The 16902-nt window shown below is 39.5% G+C and carries 14 protein-coding genes and 1 pseudogene; 7 read left to right on the plus strand and 8 right to left on the minus strand.

What is annotated here, in order from left to right:
- Positions 1-28 precede the first annotated feature (28 nt).
- Positions 29-853: a SirB1 family protein gene (locus tag A9Y75_RS14840; protein ID WP_071190327.1), complete on the minus strand. Its 825-nt coding sequence runs from the start codon at positions 851-853 to the stop codon at positions 29-31.
- Between the two features lie 877 nt (positions 854-1730).
- On the opposite strand from A9Y75_RS14840, the gene atpD reads away from it, so the two are divergent.
- Both atpD and atpC read left to right on the plus strand, forming a co-directional pair.
- Positions 1731-3179: a F0F1 ATP synthase subunit beta gene (atpD, locus tag A9Y75_RS14850; protein ID WP_071190329.1), complete on the plus strand. Its 1449-nt coding sequence runs from the start codon at positions 1731-1733 to the stop codon at positions 3177-3179.
- Positions 3180-3265: 86 nt separating this feature from the next.
- Positions 3266-3679: an ATP synthase F1 subunit epsilon gene (atpC, locus tag A9Y75_RS14855; protein ID WP_071190330.1), complete on the plus strand. Its 414-nt coding sequence runs from the start codon at positions 3266-3268 to the stop codon at positions 3677-3679.
- Positions 3680-3939: 260 nt separating this feature from the next.
- On the opposite strand, the gene A9Y75_RS14860 is transcribed toward atpC, so the two are convergent.
- From A9Y75_RS14860 to A9Y75_RS14870, 3 genes are all read right to left on the minus strand, one after another.
- Complete coding sequence (locus tag A9Y75_RS14860; RefSeq protein ID WP_071190331.1) at positions 3940-5232, minus strand: response regulator; 1293 nt, start codon at positions 5230-5232, stop codon at positions 3940-3942.
- A gap of 81 nt (positions 5233-5313) precedes the next feature.
- Positions 5314-5790: a response regulator gene (locus tag A9Y75_RS14865; protein WP_071190332.1), complete on the minus strand. Its 477-nt coding sequence runs from the start codon at positions 5788-5790 to the stop codon at positions 5314-5316.
- A gap of 9 nt (positions 5791-5799) precedes the next feature.
- Positions 5800-8937, minus strand: a complete 3138-nt coding sequence (locus A9Y75_RS14870; RefSeq protein ID WP_071190333.1) for a GAF domain-containing protein — start codon at positions 8935-8937, stop codon at positions 5800-5802.
- 565 nt (positions 8938-9502) lie between these two features.
- Between A9Y75_RS14870 and A9Y75_RS29665 the strand changes: the two are divergent.
- Positions 9503-9790 (plus strand): annotated as a pseudogene (locus tag A9Y75_RS29665) (hypothetical protein).
- Positions 9791-9835: 45 nt separating this feature from the next.
- Here A9Y75_RS29665 and A9Y75_RS14875 read toward each other — a convergent pair.
- A complete protein-coding gene (locus tag A9Y75_RS14875; RefSeq protein ID WP_013190996.1) occupies positions 9836-10135 on the minus strand; it encodes a 30S ribosomal protein PSRP-3 in 300 nt (99 codons plus the stop codon).
- Positions 10136-10280: 145 nt separating this feature from the next.
- On the opposite strand from A9Y75_RS14875, the gene A9Y75_RS14880 reads away from it, so the two are divergent.
- The 3 genes from A9Y75_RS14880 (at position 10281) to A9Y75_RS14885 (ending at position 12737) form a co-directional block, all read left to right on the plus strand.
- Positions 10281-11072, plus strand: coding sequence for a TIGR01548 family HAD-type hydrolase (locus A9Y75_RS14880; RefSeq protein WP_071190334.1), 792 nt, complete (start codon positions 10281-10283; stop codon positions 11070-11072).
- 23 nt (positions 11073-11095) lie between these two features.
- A complete protein-coding gene (locus tag A9Y75_RS28535) occupies positions 11096-11239 on the plus strand; it encodes a hypothetical protein (protein ID WP_177176199.1) in 144 nt (47 codons plus the stop codon).
- Positions 11240-11354: 115 nt separating this feature from the next.
- Positions 11355-12737: a cytochrome P450 gene (locus A9Y75_RS14885; RefSeq protein WP_071190335.1), complete on the plus strand. Its 1383-nt coding sequence runs from the start codon at positions 11355-11357 to the stop codon at positions 12735-12737.
- A gap of 104 nt (positions 12738-12841) precedes the next feature.
- Here A9Y75_RS14885 and A9Y75_RS14890 read toward each other — a convergent pair whose 3' ends face one another.
- Complete coding sequence (locus A9Y75_RS14890; protein ID WP_071190336.1) at positions 12842-14398, minus strand: cytochrome P450; 1557 nt, start codon at positions 14396-14398, stop codon at positions 12842-12844.
- Positions 14399-14743: 345 nt separating this feature from the next.
- Between A9Y75_RS14890 and A9Y75_RS14895 the strand changes: the two genes are divergently transcribed.
- A complete protein-coding gene (locus A9Y75_RS14895; protein ID WP_071190337.1) occupies positions 14744-15277 on the plus strand; it encodes a dihydrofolate reductase in 534 nt (177 codons plus the stop codon).
- A 19-nt stretch (positions 15278-15296) separates the two neighbouring features.
- Here A9Y75_RS14895 and A9Y75_RS14900 read toward each other — a convergent pair whose 3' ends face one another.
- Entirely contained in the window at positions 15297-16097 is an 801-nt protein-coding gene (locus A9Y75_RS14900; RefSeq protein ID WP_071190338.1) for a tetratricopeptide repeat protein, read from the minus strand.
- A gap of 336 nt (positions 16098-16433) precedes the next feature.
- Positions 16434-16829 carry a glycine cleavage system protein GcvH gene (gene gcvH, locus A9Y75_RS14905; RefSeq protein WP_177176215.1) on the minus strand — a complete coding sequence of 132 codons (396 nt, stop codon included), beginning with the start codon at positions 16827-16829 and terminating at the stop codon, positions 16434-16436.
- Positions 16830-16902 lie beyond the last annotated feature (73 nt).

Raw genomic sequence — 16902 nt, forward strand, 5'->3', positions numbered from 1 at the left:
AATTCGTAATTCGTAATTTGGAATTTATTTAACTGCTTTTTCCCAATTTACCCAGTAATTGACGAATTACAACTGCATCATCAGCTTCAGGAACCTTGGCTAAATAACTTTGTAAGTCTTCTATGGCTTGGGTAAATTGACCAAGTTGATAGTACAGCAAACCTCTGTCTCTTAATTCTAAAGTTACATCGGGAAACAACAATAAAATTCGCTCAACTGTGGCTAGAGTTCTGGGTAAATCTTGCTGTTTCAGGTAAATATATTTTAAATTTGTGAGTATTCTTGTCAATAACTGACGTTTGCTCACTGCTGCTAAAAATTCAGGTTTTAGCATCACCGATTGCTGATAAATTTGTGAAAGCCGCTCTTGGCAATCTTGTGCAAACATTATCTCACCCTGATTAAACGCATCCACAAAAATCTCTATATCTGGTATATCTGGACGGATGAGGAAATGTCCAGGCATTCCCACCCCCACCATTGGGAAATCAATGCGTTTTGCTACTTCCAGGTAAACCAATGCTAAAGTGATGGGAATCCCTGTTTTGCGTTCGATTACATCATTGAAAAAGCTATTACGAGGATCGTAGTAATCTATTTTATTACCACTAAAACCCAAATCTTCGTATAAATACTCATTAATACTTTGAATCATCCGCAGCGGATAGCGGGAAGATGGTAAGCGTTCCTCTAACTCAATCGCCATTGTATCAAGGGCGTTGAGATATTCTTCAGTATCAATATCTGGATATTCTTCTTGGGCAATATACAAAGCTGCCTTTGCCAAGTTGATACACTCGTCAGGTTGTTGAATCTCTTGGTAAAAATACTGACGTGCTGACGAGAAATTCATAAGTAATAAAGATGAAGCGGCTGGGGGAAATGTAAACGGCTTTTTGAACCTACTCCTATTTTAGGGTATTTAGAGGATTTAGAAATGTATATTCTCTTGTTCCTTCGTTCCCAGTTTCCAGACTGAGAAAGCTGTTCTGGAGATTCTACCTCCTTTCATCATAAAGGCAAAACCTCTGGATATGCGTTCCTACTCAGAACTAAAGAAGTTACTGATACTCCAGTGCATAAAAAATGGTATTTTTACCAATTTCGCAAAAACTTCATCAAAACTTTATATATCGGCATAAGTTAAATATACTACTTTATGTGTTGGAAAGGCTTACGGTATAAGTGTTTAACGCTACCCTCCCTCCCCGAAAATAGTCGCTTTATCTCTACGTAAATTTTCTGTAAAGTTACTGAAAACCGCTTTACAGGAATTAGAAAGCCCTATTATTATCAGTGGAATTGCAGGAAACAAATAATAAATCAGCCAAATACTTTAATTTTTATGTCAAAATCCCAAATTCTCTTTTAAGACACAAGGTTGGGTTGACAAGAAATATTAATTTAATATTTTTTCCCTCAAACTGATATGGGGGTTTAGCAATGCTAAATTACTTATATTTATTTTATGATGGTTCTTCCTTATCAATTTTATCATAACAAATCTAAAATCCGTTGTCAACCCACATATTCTCTTTTTGTTTTGTGCTTTTTTCTGGGAGTAATTTATTTTGCAGTTCCAGGATTTTCACAAAATTGGGGATCTGTTCTTAAGAATGAATTTAAGGCGAAGGTGGGGGCGTTCAGTGCTAACCTAAAAGATGACATTGCTTGATCTCAGGTCGTTTACGACCCACTCTCAAAAATAGCTTCAATCATTTAGGCGCAGCATGGTCACCACCGCAGAAAAAACAAACATCGGTTACATTACCCAAATCATCGGTCCAGTTGTAGACGTTAAATTTCCCGGTGGGAAATTGCCTCAAATCTACAACGCTTTGACCATCACAGGCACGAACGAAGCTGGACAACACATCAACCTCACCGTTGAAGTACAGCAATTGCTAGGCGACAACCAAGTACGGGCTGTGGCTATGAGTACCACAGACGGCTTAGTACGTGGTTTAGAAGCCGTTGATACCGGCGCTCCGATCACTGTACCCGTTGGTAAAGCCACTTTGGGACGGATTTTCAACGTTTTGGGCGAACCTGTAGACAACCAGGGTCCCGTAAATGCTGAAGCAACTCTACCTATCCACCGTCCTGCTCCCAAATTCACAGACTTGGAAACCAATCCTTCTGTGTTTGAAACAGGGATTAAAGTTGTTGACTTGCTGACTCCCTACAGACGCGGTGGTAAAATCGGTCTGTTCGGCGGTGCGGGTGTTGGTAAAACCGTAATCATGATGGAGTTGATCAACAACATCGCTACCCAGCACGGTGGCGTGTCTGTGTTTGCAGGTGTAGGTGAACGCACACGTGAAGGTAATGACCTCTACAACGAAATGATGGAATCTGGGGTTATCAACAAAGATAATCTTAACGAATCCAAGATTGCTCTAGTTTATGGTCAAATGAACGAGCCACCCGGAGCAAGAATGCGGGTTGGTTTGTCTGGTTTGACAATGGCTGAGTATTTCCGTGATGTCAATAAGCAAGACGTATTGCTGTTTGTTGACAACATCTTCCGGTTTGTACAAGCTGGTTCTGAAGTATCTGCACTATTGGGTCGGATGCCTTCTGCGGTAGGATATCAGCCTACTCTGGGTACAGACGTGGGTGCATTGCAAGAACGGATTACTTCTACAACCGAAGGTTCTATTACTTCTATTCAAGCTGTATATGTACCTGCGGATGACTTGACAGACCCCGCACCTGCAACTACATTTGCTCACTTGGATGGGACAACAGTATTGTCTCGTGGTTTAGCATCTAAGGGTATTTATCCAGCGGTTGATCCTCTGGGTTCTACTTCTACCATGCTTCAACCAGACATCGTTGGTGGTGATCACTACGATACTGCACGGGCTGTACAATCAACTCTGCAACGTTACAAAGAACTACAAGACATCATCGCCATTCTCGGTTTAGATGAATTGTCTGAAGAAGACCGTCTCATTGTGGCACGGGCGCGGAAAGTTGAGCGTTTCTTGTCTCAGCCTTTCTTCGTAGCTGAAGTATTTACCGGTTCTCCTGGTAAGTATGTGAAGTTGGAAGACACGATTAAAGGGTTCAAGCAAATTCTGTCTGGTGAATTGGATGCTTTACCTGAGCAAGCTTTCTACTTGGTAGGCGATATCAACGAAGCGATCGCTAAAGCAGAAAAGCTGAAAGGTTAATAGAGGGAACAGGGAACAGGGAACAGGGAACAGTAAATACTGTCACCTGTCACCTGAACCCTATTACTAAGTAGAAACTAAAGAATATGACCCTGACTGTTCGTGTAATTGCTCCAGATAAAACAGTTTGGGATGCCCAAGCTGAAGAAGTAGTTTTGCCTAGTACTACTGGTCAATTAGGTATTTTGAGTGGACACGCGCCGCTGTTATCTGCCTTAGATATAGGTGTAATGCGGGTTCGCGCTAACAAAAATCAAGATTGGCAAGCGATCGCACTTTTGGGCGGTTTTGCCGAAGTTGATGAAGACGAAGTGACTATCTTAGTCAACGGTGCTGAACGTGGTGACAAAATCAACCAGGAAGAAGCCCGTACCGCTTACAACCAAGCACAAACTCTTCTAAATCAAGTACCCGCAGGCGACCGTCAAGCACAAATCCAAGCAACTAAAGTCTTTAAACGCGCTCGCGCTCGTTTTCAAGCCGCTGGCGGTTTGCTATAAAACAAATCTCACACTTTCAAATTGTGAGTGTGGGCTTTTGTCCAGTCTGTAGGGGTAAACCGCAATGCTATTTACCCCTACTGTATTTAAAGAATATTTCTGGCTTGTATAGCAGGTGACAGGTGACCTTTTTTTAATTGGAGCGTTCGCGCAGCGTCTCGTAGAGAAGCGACTTGACAGTCTGAAGAGTCCTTTGGTATCTAGGTTTTATAATCAGTTGGTGTTCTAACCGCCCTGTCTGTTGCTCTATAACGTCTAAATTAACCGAAAACTGCTGTAATCGGAATTTCAATCATAAATTCTGAGCCTCCTTCAGGAACAGCTTGGTACATCAAACTACCTTTGTGAATTTCAGTGATAATTTGGTGGCTAGTAAATAAGCCTAATCCAACACCTTTAGCAACTAATTTAGTAGTAAAAAATGGCTCAAATAGACGATCTTTATCTTCTTCAGTAATTCCGATCCCATTGTCTTTAATACTGATGATTGCTTTATTTTTCTGGGTAATATGTGTATGAATCCAAATTATGGGTTTGAATGAACTATCAGTATCTGAATTTACTTTTAAATGCAGTGCATCAATAGCATTTAGGACAAGATTAGTTAACACTTGATTAAATAAATTTGTATAGCCCATAAATTCTGGTAAATCTTCATAGTTCTTGAAAATTTCCACGCTAACTAAACCATTTTTTAATTCCAGTTGATAGCGTAGAGTCATGAGAACGCTATCAATACTTTCATGAACATTAAAAGGTTGGATACCTGACTTATCAAGACGAGAGAAAATATGTAGAGCATGAACAACTGCACGAATTCGTTCTGCTCCAGTGCGAATAGAATTCATTACTTTTGTAAAATCTGGAGTCAGAAATTCTAGTTCAATTTCTTCGATAAAATTTTTAATTTCGGGATTTGGATCTGGAAATGCTTTTTGATAAAGTTGAATAAGGCTAATTAGCTTTTCACTATATTCAGATGCAGGATTAAGATTACAAAGAATAAAACTGAGGGGGTTGTTAATTTCATGAGAAATTCCGGCAGCAATGCGACTTGCATTAAGTAGCTTTTCTTTTTGGACAAGTTCAGATTGAGCATTTTGTAATGCTAGTAGGGTATTTTCTAATTTATCATTACGAGCTTCTAGCTCTTTCTGTAAGTGTTGAAGCTTTAACTGAGTTTGAACTCTCACTAAAACCTCCTCTAAGTGAAATGGTTTAGTAATATAGTCAATACCTCCAACTTGAAATGCTCGAATCTTATCAGTAATATCATTACCAGCGCTTAAAAAAATAATGGGAATTGATTTATTTTTTGGGTCATGTTTTAAAAATTCGCATACTTCATAACCCCCCATTTCTGGCATATTAATGTCTAAAAGTATCAAATCTGGCGGCAGTACCTGAACAGCCATTAATGCAGCTTGTCCATTGATTGCTTTGCGAACTTGATAATTATGTTTTGATAAAAAATCAGCTAAAAATCTAATATTCTCAAGTTTGTCATCAACAATCAGAATATCCGCTATAAATACATTTTTTTGTAAACACATATTGATTATTAAAAAAAACAGGTTGGAATTTTTAAGAAATGACGGACAAACCGGATTTCTATAATAAGGGCAAAACTTTTATTATTCAATTGCTTTTTGCAGTTCCTTTATCTGGGCTTTGAGAAAATCAATTGTTTTTTGAGCCGTGATAATAGTTAATTGATGTTTAACCCGTGCCAACACCTCCTCGATATACAATGGCTTGGTAATGTAGTCTGCACCACCAACTTGAAAAGCCTTTCCCTTATCGATCACATCTTCTGATGCACTTAAGAAAATGATGGGAATCTGGGCAGTTTTAGGGTTTGATTTCAGATATTCACAAACCTCATAGCCATTCATTTCTGGCATTCTGATATCTAATAAAATCAAACTGGGTGGAGATGCTTCAACTGCTGTCAGCGCCATTGAGCCACTGATTGCTTTGCGGGTTTGGTATCCATTTTGCTCTAAAATAGTAGAGAGGAGACGAATATTTTCAAAAAAATCATCAACAATCAAAATATTTATCGGGGTAGTTGGTAAGATAAATGTGTCTGGGTTACTTTGATTATTCATAAATTTACCTTACATATGTTCTTGTATTGGTTGAGTCAATATCATAATTTGCTTGAACTGATAAGTTGAAATCAATTTAGTTAAAGCTGCGATTAGTAACGTGTGTTCAGGAGGAATTTGAGTAATGAGCTTAAGACTATTAACATCATTACCTTGGGCAGATGCGAAGTATAATTGGTCAATCCATTCTCCTGGCATAATATCTAAAGCAGCCCGATCAAGAATAAAATTATCTGGCTTATTTAGTAAGTTAGGAGTAAATTTATTCACTGAATTAGGTGTATACAAATATTGTATTTGTAGATGCTGGGAAATAGTTTCCAGGATTTCTTCCCAGTGGAACGGTTTGCTGACAAAATCATCACAGCCAGCGGACAAACTTTCCTCTCGCTGTTCTGTAAAAGCACTGGCAGTGAGAGCAATAATTTTTGTAGGAGTTTGCATTTGGTTTAACTCTTGCTCCCTAATCCGAATTTGTCGAGTAGCTTCATAACCATCGAGGATAGGCATCTGCATATCCATAAAAATCAGGTGAGGTTGCCATTGCTGCCAGAGTGCGATCGCAATTTGCCCATTTTCAGCTTCTTGTACTTTAAAACCTAACCTGATCAAAATTTTGCCCAGTAGCAATCTGTTAGTAGAATTATCTTCAACAATCAGAATTCGATAGTTATGTCCAGGTTCAATACTAACTGTATGATCAACGGGGAAAGATTTGGAACTAGGCATTGGTTGAGCGAAACTAGCCTGAATGTGAAATGTGAAACAACTACCTTTACCCAACTCGCTACAAACAGTAATTTCACCACCCATTAATTGTACAAACTTCTGACTAATCCGCAACCCTAAACCTGTTCCTTCTTTAGATTTCTGTCCGGCTCGTGTTTGTTGAAAGGCCTGAAATAAATCACCAATTTCTTCTGGAGCAATACCAAGTCCTGTATCTTCAACAGCAAAAAAGAGGGAGTGCTGAGTAGTCAGTAATTCGGTATCACCCTCTGATAACTGCCGATTTCTAATTCGCAGAGTTACGCTTCCTTGCTCTGTAAACTTGATAGCATTACCTAACAAGTTAATTAGTACCTGACGGAGTTTGTTTTCATCAGCTTTGATATAATTAGGGACATCAACATCACAGTCAAAACTCAGTTCTAAACCTTTCGATTCTGCTTTTAGTTGCAACATAGCTTCCAAACTAGTCAGCAATTGGTACAGATCAAACTCTGTTTCATAAAGTGTGGTTCGTCCCGCTTCAATTTTTGACATTTCCAGGACATCATTAATTAATCCCAGCAAATGTTCACCACTGTTGTTAATTATTTCGATATACCGTTGATGATCAAAAGTTAAAGATTGGTCTTGTTGCATTAACTGAGTAAAACCGAGAATAGCATTAAGTGGAGTACGCAATTCATGGCTCATATTAGCTAGAAACTCACTTTTAGCCCGGTTAGCAGCGTCTGCGGCTTCTTTAGCTCGTTTGAGTTCTTCTGCTTGTTGTTGCGTTTGAGCAAATAGTTCTGCTTGTTGTACAGCCACTCCCAGTTGATTGCCAATTTGGGTAATAATTCCGATTTCTGATTCTTGCCACTGTCGGGGGTTGCCATTTTGATAAACTGCTAACAAACCCCAGAGTTTTTTACCGCAAAAAATGGGTGTGATGATGTAAGCTCGTGCTTGTAACTCTTCGAGAAGATGAAGATAACAGGGATTGAATCCGGCTGTGTAAATATCCGTGACACAGCAATAACTATTTTTTTGACGATAAATACCGCCTTCATTCTCCTGTAAATAAGTATCACGATTCAAAACCTCGGAACTGCTGAGTTGAGTTGTGATACAATTGCTATCTTCAACAGCAACTTGGGTGAGTTGGGGATCATTTGCCCGTAAGGGAAGCAATCTATTCCAAGACTCCGCGACAGACTCAGAAACGAATTCCCCACTCCAGTCTGGTTTAAAGCGGTAAATCAGAACGCGATCGCACTTAACAGTTTGGCGTAATTCAGTCGTGGTGACATTGAAAATCGATTCCAGGTTTAGGGTTTGACGCATTCGCAGAATTACGCCGTTAATTGCCTTTTCTCTTTCTGCCATTTCTCTCATGGCAGTTTCTGCTGTGCTTCTTTCCCTAACTTCGACTTCTAAGGCGTTATTGGCGGCCACAAGTTCAGCAGTGCGTTCTTGCACCCGGAATTCTAGTTCTTGATAAGCTTGGTGTTTCTCTTCCTCTGCCCATTTGCGTTGTAGTTCAGCAGAAGCCCGTGCTGCAAAAACCTTGAGAAGGTCTTTATGGCGATCGTTTGCTATAAAGGGTTTGACATCAACGATACACAGGTTGCCAATTACATTTTGATTGATATCGACTAATGGAACGCCTAGGTAGCTTTCGGCATTTAACCTTTCAATCAGTGCATTACCGGGGAATATCTCTTGCAAGCCACTAGGATAGGCACACAGCATATTTTTTTGAACTACATTCTTGCAAGGAGTGTTAATCAGTTCATATTCAAAATTTTCTGCTATATGATCTACATTCCAAACATTAATACTCCGCAGCTTTTGTAAGGAGTTATCAACTGTTTCAAACACTATGGCGTAGGCAACATCGATTGCTGTGGCTAGGTTTTCGACTAAAGCGGGAAAAAATTCCTCTCCAGTTACAGAAGCAGTACCGGATACAATCATTTGCAGAGTTTCTTCGGTGCGTTGCCGTTCTGTTATTTGCTTTTGTAACTCTCTATTGATAGCTTCTAGTTGTTCTGGTGTTCGCAATGCCAAAAATTCTGGTAGGAGTTCCACCAGTTGTAACGCTGTATAACAAGAAACTAAAGCAGTGAAGGCGCGTTCAATGGCAGAAATCCAGTAGTAGGGATACCAAAGTGTTAAAATATCCAAGAGATGCCCCGTCCCACAGAGGATAATAAATGCCCCAAATAAGATAAAGACTTTGGAAAAAGGCATATCACTTCGTTTGCGGACAAAGTAGATTAGCATTGCTGGAATAGAAAAATAAGCGATCGCAATTAGCGCGTCACTAACTACATACAAACCTACTAGGGGAGTTTGCCAGAGATAGCAATGCCCATGCGGCATATAGGCACGGGACAATAAAATATTTTCCAAGAATTCCAATATTGCTGACATAATTTAGCCTTGCTGTCCTAAACCTAAAAAGTCATGGTAAATAACAGAAATTAGGGAGGATAGGGGATGGGATTTTTTTTAGTAGCAAGAATGTTTAAATTTTTACTGTTTTAAATTGTTACAGAATCAAATCTAAAAAACCAGCACCGATGGAACTTTAAGCTGGTAATTTAATAATCGGCACAGGAATTTTATTTTTCAGAAAAGAAAGATTAATACAATCAGCTACTAATCTAGGTGGTCACTCGATTTTAGATTTTGGATTTATGATTTTGGATTGACTCCACCAAACAAGTGTAGAGCTTGAAAATTTTGGATTTGGGATTTACGTTAGCGAAGCGTACACAGCGCAGCGAGTATTTTTCCGTCAGTAGAGGACGGGGAACCTATACCAAATTTTTTTTAATCTAAAATCTAAAATCTAAAATCTAAAATTCCTGGTCAATTTCCCCCAATTTCTTGTGTTATTCAAAAATTGTCTTCTTCAAAGCAAACTCCTGAAAGTTTTTAACATCAGGTACAGCAATTAACAGATAAGTGATGGGATGTTAACATTGATGAATTAATTAGCACACTGTCAGGTCATTCCTGGTCGGTAGTGGCTGTAGCCTTTAGTCCTGATGGTGAAACGCTGATAAGTGGCAGTTAGGATAAAACAATCAAAATTTGGCTCCTTAGCACAAAAAAAGAAATTGCTAGTCTTGCAGGTCATACAGACTAAATATCCAGCGTTGCCATCAACCATGATGGAGTATTGATTGCCAGTGGCAGCAAAGACCAGACAATCAAATTGTGGCACAGGGGACTGGGGACTGGGGACTGGGGACTGGTGATTGGTGATAATTTTACTTAATTACCCATTACCAACCACCAATTACCCATTATCAACTTAAAATAATCAGGCGCTACCAGTGAAGGCAACTTCTGGAAATTTCAACTGCGCTTCTGCCATTGGACGGTTTCTGCCTTCCTCTTGCCAGTAGTTAATCACTTCTGTGGCTTTGTTTAGCAACTCCACGCGATCAACATCTGTAATCCAGTGTTTGGATTCTAACTCTTTTTTTAGCTCTTCCCAGGCATCATTTCTGGGCCAGAAAAAGTATTTGGTCAAAGGACTGGTTCCTTTACCAACAACCTGATCGACTGCTAGAGCGACGTTCTCATCTAACCAGAGAATTTTTAAAATGAACTTGGTCAATTACACCTCCCGGAAAAATCCGGCTATTACATTACTAAAGTTAGCGATACTTGCGGCGGGCTACACCGACGCTTATTTTAACGCAAACTCTGACCAATTGACCAATGAGAATTTATGATGAAGATTCCAGTTTGTAGTTGCTTCCATGACCAAACAAACAAACACAATAGTCGTTTTTGATATAGATGGGGTCATCCGCGATGTCGGAGGCTCATATCGTCGCGCTTTAGCAGACACCGTAGAGCATTTTACCGACCAGGCTTATCGTCCCACACCTGTAGACATCGATAACCTGAAATCAGAAGGGATTTGGAATAACGATTGGGAAGCCTCCCAAGAATTTATTTACCGTTACTTAGAAACCCAAGGACAAAACCGCGCTCAACTGCAATTAGATTATGAAATCATCGTTACCTATTTTCAAACTCGTTACCGAGGCACAGATTCAGAAAATTGGAACGGGTATATTTGTAACGAACCTTTATTAGCACAGCCTAGTTATTTTCAACAACTAACCCAATCTGGTATTTGTTGGGGATTTTTCAGTGGTGCTACGCGCGGTTCTGCTACCTATGTCTTAGAAAAACGCTTAGGTTTACAGTCTCCTGTCTTGATAGCAATGGAAGACGCACCTGGTAAACCTGATCCTACAGGACTTTTTGCCACCATTAGCGTATTAGAAAATGGACTTGATCAAAAACCAACTGTTGTCTATGTCGGTGATACGGTAGCAGATATGTACACCGTCGAAAAAGCGCGGAATTTAGATAATTCTCGCACTTGGCTGGCTGTGGGAGTTTTACCTCCTCATGTACAGGAAACTGCACCACGTCGTGATGCTTATGCGGAGACACTAATTCAAGCAGGGGCAAATATAGTATTGAGTAATGTACAGGAATTGACTTTCAAGCAGATTAAGGAATTGCAAAGAAAATAAATGTTCTAAGATTAATTTCTAAGATGAATCAAGTAACAGGTGCATACAGTAGAATTCAGGAGTTAGGAGAAAGAGAGGACACGGGGAAAGAGGAAAACTCACCACGGGTTAAAAGCCTTGCTACCGCTCTAATCACAGCCATAGACGCAGGGCTTTACACCACTTAGCACCAAAGCGGAGTTAGGAGTAAAATCCCCTTTATCTTTGATTTTTGGTTGAAATTGTCTACTTCGTGCAATCTGCTGTAAATCATTTGCTCTGAATTATTGGGAGAAGAATAAAATGTCTGCATTTAAATTGCCTCAAGGCCCTGAAACTCACCCTTGGATACAGACTTTCCAATGGTTAAAAAATCCTTTGGGATATATGGAAGAATGTGCTAAACAGTACGGTGATATTTTTACTTTAAGAATTGGCCCAGTTTTTAAGCCGCAAGTATTCATTAGCAATCCTCAAGCAATTCAACAAATTTTTACCACTGACCCAAAACACTTAGGCTCTGGTGCGCCAATAGGTATTGCATTGGTAGGAAAACAATCCCTACTGGGACTAGAAGGCAAGCCACACCAACGCCAACGCAAGTTATTGACTCCCCCTTTACATGGGGAAAAAATACTGGCTTACGGGCATCTAATACGGGAAATTACTGAAAAAGTTACAGATAAATGGCAAATTGGACAACCAATTTCAGTGTTGTCTTCCATGCAAGAAATTTCTTTTGAAGTGATTTTAAAAGCTGTATTTGGTTTACAGGAAGGTTCACGTTATGACCAACTTAAGGAATTACTGTTAAAAATCCTCAATCCTGAGCAACCTTTTATCAGAGGAATTATTTTATTATTCCCATTATTGCAAAGAGATTTAGGCGCGTGGAGTCCGTGGAGTAAATTCTTACGCTTAAAAGAGCAAATCGACGAACTCATTTATGCGGAAATAAAGGAACGTCAAGAGAAACCAGATCCATCTCGCACTGATATTTTGTCTTTAATGATGGCTACCAAGGATGAACAAGGTCAACCCATGACTGATGTTGAGTTACGGGATGAGTTGATTACTTTGTTAGTAGCTGGTCATGAAACTACCGCAAATTCTTTAACATGGGCGTTTTACTGGATTCATCATACGCCACAGGTGCGAGAAAAATTATTGCAAGAATTGGATAACTTGGGTGAACAGCCAGATGCTAATGAGATTTTCAAATTACCCTATTTAAATGCTATTTGTTCAGAAACATTGCGTTTGTACCCAGTGGTAATGTTGGTTTTAAATAGATTTCTTAAATCGCCGTTGGAGGTAATGGGTTATAATTTAGAACCTGGAACTGTGGTGATTCCTTGTATTTATTTAACCCATCATCGAGAAGATTTATATCCTGATTCTAAGCAGTTTAAACCCGAACGTTTTTTAGAACGTCAATTTAGCACTTCTGAATTTTTACCTTTTGGTGGTGGAAATCGTCGCTGTATTGGGATGGCTTTTGCTATGTTTGAGATGAAGTTGGTTTTAGCAACTGTCTTGTCTCAATGGCAGATGGAATTGGCTGATACTAAACCTTTACAACCAGTGCGAAAGAGTACTTTATTGGTTCCCGGTGAGGGTTTCAAGATGGTTGTAAGAGGGAAACGTCTGCAAAATCAGCCGGTTCTGCAAACCAGTGTTAGTTAAGGTTTTTAAGGTGCGTTAGCGTAGCTGACTGGATGCGCCTATAAAAGAAATCGCGATAGCTGCGCCATAGGTAATTAATTGCCTATGGCGGATCGCTTGCATTCCTACTTTCTCAACCGAAAGCGTACTGGCATTCTATCAGATGGATAAATCAAAAGGTTCTGCTGCAACTGTTCCACAGATGAACGACCATTAACCAATTCCCAATCAAAGTAGCGCAACAGTAGCGCCAGCATCACCGTTGCTTCCAGCATTGACAGATGCTCACCCAAGCAACGGTGAGAACCTGAGCCAAAGTCTATCATTGGCAGTTGACTAATTTCCTTGCTTTTGTCTAACCAACGCTCTGGTAGAAATTCATCAGGACGAGAATAGATTTCTGGATCTCTTCCAGCCGCAAGCATTGACCAGAATATTTTCGTACCACGAGGAATCACCTGACCCTCAATGACAACTTCTCGTTGAGCTTCCAATGAAGATGAGCCGGAAGCGATAGAATAAAGGCGCAAAGTTTCTTTGAAAATAGCGCTGATATAACTCAATTCCTTGAAGCTTTCTATATTAATAGTGCCTTGACTTTGCCAAACTTGATCAACTACGGCCCGTGCTTGTTGAAAAACCCTAGGATTTAAGGATAACTCTGCTACCGTAAAAGATAAAGAATGGGCTGTTGTATCAGTACCAGCTATTAATAATTCAATAGCTTCTCCTATCAGTGATTCTCGATTATAGTTTGGTTCTTTAGCAGCTATTTTTACCAACATTGATTCCTGGAACAAAGAACTTACCTGTTTTAAATCGGGTTTGTTTTGTTCTCTCATTTGCAAAGCTAAGTCTACACGAGGAGCCAGAAATTCTTCTAAATATCGTCTTGCTGCCCAATAATTTTGTGAATTTTTAGTTGGTAGATATTTCCTCCATCTCTGCTCGCCAGTAATAACTATCCTTAAAAACCGATAACCTAAAATAGACATCGCTTCGTACACCTTAGCAACATCAAGGGGTGGTCCTTCAGGACTAACGGTTTTTTTATCCACAGGAATACCCAGCACTAAAGAGGAAATCACCCTCATTGTCAATTCTACAAACAGAGGATCTACCTGCACTTCCTTTGATGGCGGGGCTTCCTGAATTTTCTCAATTACTTGTTCACAGGCTTGGCTAATAATATCAACATATTTGGAGAGACTACTAGAACTAAATTCAGGATTCCAAGCTTTGCGTCGCCACTGCCACTCGCTGCCATTTTGACCCAAAAGAATTGGTCCACCCATATCGTTCCAAGCTTTACTTAATTGCTTGGATCTAACTAAGCTACCATCTCTCATGCCATTGATAATGGTGTCTTCGATCACTTTTGGCTGACTCAAAACAACAACGGGTTGACCAGCCCAATAAACATACATCGGGCCTAGTTGCTGGCTCCAATCAAATAATAATTGGAAGAATTTCTTTTTTTTTACTGCTGCTAATACTTGAGGAATATTTCCTAACAGCCAATGTCTGGGAGGAGAAGGAAGAGACTCTAGATATTTGTAACTGTTCTTTCGTTTCCACCAGCGCCACCCAAGTATTCCCGCTGTGCTAGAAACGCCTAAAACTGTGACCAAATTTAGAGATGAGGAAGACAAAGCAATCTGAGCAGCAATTTCTTGGAACATAAATTTCCCTTGAATAAAAGCTTTATTGGAATTCTAAACCTGATGCTTGCGCCTTGGGTTGAGCATCAGGAACCCCAATTAAAGTAACACGATGTCCAGGCTGTTGTAATTCTTTCCCCAAGACCAACATTGTATTCTAATGTCCGGTAGCCATTAATGAGTCATAATCGGATTTTATGGTTAATTAGAATGATGTATACCAGAAAACAGCCTCATAAAGTGAAAACATAAATATTTCCGTTTCAAAGTGCTTGCTTCAATTTTAAAAACTTATGTTTAATTCTCAAAAACCTCACGATACTAAAGATAAGTACCACTTCTTCAAGAATAAGGATCTTGTCAATTATGCCTCTAATTAGTCTGATTGCAGCCATTTCCGAAAATCGGATTTTAGCCGACTCAACAAAGGAACATATTCATGTGGGTATTCCTTGGAATATTCCCAGTGATGAACGTCATTTTCAAAAAATTACCTGGCGACATCCTGTGATTATGGGACGCAAAACCTATACTACTTTCTATCAACCGCTGCCAAATCGCACAAATATCATTGTTACGAGAGATGCTAATTTTAAAGCTCCTGGATGTGTTGTTTTTCATTCACTGCAAGAGGCAATTGAATGGGCAAAAATGAGCGAAACAGAAGAGATCTTTATTGCTGGTGGCGGACAAATTTATACTGAGGCAATCAAATTTGCTGATAAGCTTTATTTGACAATTGTGGAAGGTAATTTTGTTGGAGATATTTACTTTCCTGAGTTTGCAAATTTTGGCAAAGTAACCAAAGAACAGCATTCGCAGGAAAATGGCTTTCAGTTTAAGTTTGTGGAAATTGAAAGGTGCGTTAATGAGGTAACGCCACCTACGATCATGGGATAATTTATTTTTGGGAATTCCCTTACTGTAATTTCAAGAACTTATCCAACGCTGCTACCATACTGGGAGGCCAACGGCGGATATTTTTCACCCAGTTTATATCTTTGTAGCGGGTATCGAGTCCATAAGCTGCTACCCAGTTGCTTTCTGCTTCCCCTTTTTGTCCACTTACCCAATAAGCGCCTGTTAAAGCGGCACGCATATCGGCAAATCGGGGATATTTACGGACGATATTTCGCATTTCTCGGATGGCTTTGTCTGTTTGATTGGTTTCATATAAAGCCAGGGCATAATTAGCTCTAGCAAAGGCAAAATTAGGGGAGATGGCTGAGGCTTTTTGAAAATCTGCGATCGCATCTTCCCATTTTCCCAATCCTGTTTTGGCGTTACCTCGATTGTTGTAAGCCATGGCATCATTAGGATCTAGTTCTAAAACATGATTATAATCTGCGATCGCATCTTCCCATTTTCCCAAACCTTCCAAGGCTGTCCCCCGATTTAAATAAGGGTCTGTTACATTGGGCGCTAATTCTACAGCTTTGTTATAATCTGTCAATGCTGTTTCTAACTTATTTTGACTGACACGAGAATTACCGCGATTACTCCATGCTCCAGCATTAGTGGGAAATTTTTCAATAATTTCTGTCCAATAAGCTTCCGCAGTCACAAAATCACCTTTCTCAGTAGCTGCAAATGCCTTAGTTGCTAATTCATCTCCTGCTTGTAACTGTTCGTCGGTGATAGGTTGTGATTCTGCAAATACAGGTGTACTCCAGCCGAACACCAGTAACAAACTCAGAAAAATACTAATTAATTTAATCATCTAACTCTCTGTGATGTGCAACAGAATTAATGATAAAGCAATCTTCAATTATTAGTGAATAACAAAATACCCAACTTCTCTAAAAAGGTGCAAGTTCTGTGAGAACTAATTGTTGAAAGCACATCCGTTGCTTGGTTCAATGCAGCACAGTAAAAATTGAATATTTTTGTAGTAATTGTAAATATCTAAAAATTGGGGCATCTACAGCAAAAATAATCTGTAAAGTTTACGAGTGAAAACCAAAGTAATCTGGAAGAAGAAGAAACTAAACTTCTAAAATGTAAAGACATTTCCTGAAAAATCTTTACATTTTAGATTTGGTGAATTTTGAATTATTTACACGCCTTCTACCAAAGCACTATACTCATCTGCCGTCAAAGAATCTTCAAAAACTTCTCCTGGGTCATTAACACGCAGTTTCAGGAACCAGCCTTCACCATAGGGGTCATCTGCTACTTGTTCAGGAGAGTCAATCAATTCCTGATTGCGTTCTATTACTGTACCAGAAATTGGTGAATTCAGTGTTTCAACGGCTTTTACTGACTCAATAGTACCAAAGGTATCTCCCTTAGAAACAGCATCACCAATTTCTAGTAGGTCTAAAAATACAATATCACCCAATTGTTCTACAGCAAACTCAGTAATACCAATGGTGGCGATTTCGCCATCTAACCGTGCATATTCATGAGAATCTAGATATCGCAAATCCTGCGGATATTCCAAAGACATAATACTTCCTCTTCCACATTAAAAAATTAGTGTTACCACAGTAACCTAAAATACATTATTCCTCAAAAACAGCAAA

The organism is Trichormus sp. NMC-1, from assembly GCF_001858025.1.
In the GTDB taxonomy this organism is placed as follows: Bacteria; Cyanobacteriota; Cyanobacteriia; order Cyanobacteriales; family Nostocaceae; genus Anabaena.